Annotated in this window: 1 pseudogene; it reads right to left on the bottom strand. The window is 77.6% G+C overall.

The window, feature by feature from the left end:
- Positions 1-136: 136 nt before the first annotated feature.
- Positions 137-237, bottom strand: a pseudogene (locus tag CTKZ_RS22560) (RNA-binding S4 domain-containing protein); the annotation flags it as partial.

Below are 237 nucleotides of genomic sequence, written 5' to 3'. Positions count from 1 at the left end.
CGCCTCGTCCGCGACGTCACCGAGTCCGGTCGCCGCGTGCGCGTCCACGGCGCCCCGCGTGCGGTGACCGAGATCCTTGCCGTCACGGGCGTCGACGCCTGGATGCGCGCGCAGGGCGTCGAGGGCGTCTAGGCGGTCAGTGGCCGCGGAGGCGTTCGATGAGGCGGCGGTCGCGCTTCGTCGGGCGGCCCGCGCCGCGGTCGCGCTGCCCGGCGACGGCGACGTGCTCCTTGGGCG

Origin of the sequence: Cellulomonas algicola (genome assembly GCF_003851725.1) — a bacterium.
GTDB lineage: Bacteria > Actinomycetota > Actinomycetes > Actinomycetales > Cellulomonadaceae > Cellulomonas > Cellulomonas algicola.
This window is presented reverse-complemented; position numbering and strand designations above follow the sequence as displayed.